Here is a 1110-nt window from a genome sequence, read left to right as displayed (position 1 = left end):
TCCCCATCGCCTCAAGCTCTTCCCAAAACTCCTTCATAAACTCCTCGTCTAACTTTATAACATTCACTTCCTTCTCCATTATCCTACCCCCTTTGGTTTCTTTCTTTTATTAATCAACCGTTATGGCTCTAATCTGCTCTATTATCTGCTCGGTAGTAAATCCATGGAAAACGATGGCTCTGGAAGGACAGGCAGAAGCACAGGTTCCACATCCTGCACAAAGGGCTGGCTCAACCTTGGCCTTATAAACCCCGTTATACTCCTCAAGTACTATCGCGTTATATGGACAAAGCTGCACACACACCCCACAACTACTACACTTGTCCCTTATCACCTCGGCAGATATAGCCTCAAATCTGATTTTACCTGGCAACACTAATGCAGCAGCTGCAGAAGAAGCAGCCCTTGATTGAGCGATAGATTCTGGAATATCCTTGGGCCCCTGCACACATCCTGCGATAAATACACCTTTAGCAGAAGTTTCTACTGGATAAAGTTTGGTGTGAACTTCTCTGATAAATCCTTCTCTACCACAGCTGGCACTAAAGATCCTTCCAAGTTTCTCTGTGTCTGGCCCTGGCTCAATTGCTGTTGCCAAAACCACCATGTCTACATCCACCTCTACCGGACTGCAAAGGTCATTGTCATATGCCCTTACCCTTAACTTTCCATCTGGTTTTACATCTACCGCTGAAACCCTTCCTCCCCTTATCACCTTGGCTCCAAGCTTCTTGGTGTAAACATAAAATTCCTCAAAATCCTTTCCTGCTGTCCTCACATCTATAAAGAAAAGATATAGGTCTATGTCTGGATACTTCTCCTTGAGAATCCTTGCATGTTTCATGATATACATACAACAAACCTTAGAACAGTAGCTGTGATATCTTTCGTCTCTACTTCCTACACAGGCTATAAAAGCCATTTTCTTTGGTTTTTGTCCGTCAGAAAGTCTTTTAAGCTGCCCCTCCGTAGGCCCTGTAGGAGAAAGAATACGTTCAAATTCCATAGCAGTGACCACATCTGGACAGTTAGGAGAATATTCTTTAAAATGATGTTTTTCCATCGGTTTAAAACCTGTTGCCAAGATCACAGACCCTACCTTTACCTTGA

1 protein-coding gene is annotated in these 1110 nt (G+C 43.3%); it reads right to left on the bottom strand.

Going from position 1 to position 1110, the window contains the following annotated elements:
- Positions 1–109 precede the first annotated feature (109 nt).
- A partial coding sequence (locus H529_RS0109465) for a 4Fe-4S binding protein (protein ID WP_022856244.1) occupies positions 110–1110 on the bottom strand: 1001 nt, incomplete at its 5' end.

Source organism: Thermodesulfobacterium thermophilum DSM 1276 (assembly GCF_000421605.1).
GTDB classification, from domain to species: domain Bacteria; phylum Desulfobacterota; class Thermodesulfobacteria; order Thermodesulfobacteriales; family Thermodesulfobacteriaceae; genus Thermodesulfobacterium; species Thermodesulfobacterium thermophilum.
Note: the sequence above shows the minus strand (reverse complement) of the source record. Positions and strands in the feature narration are given on the sequence as shown.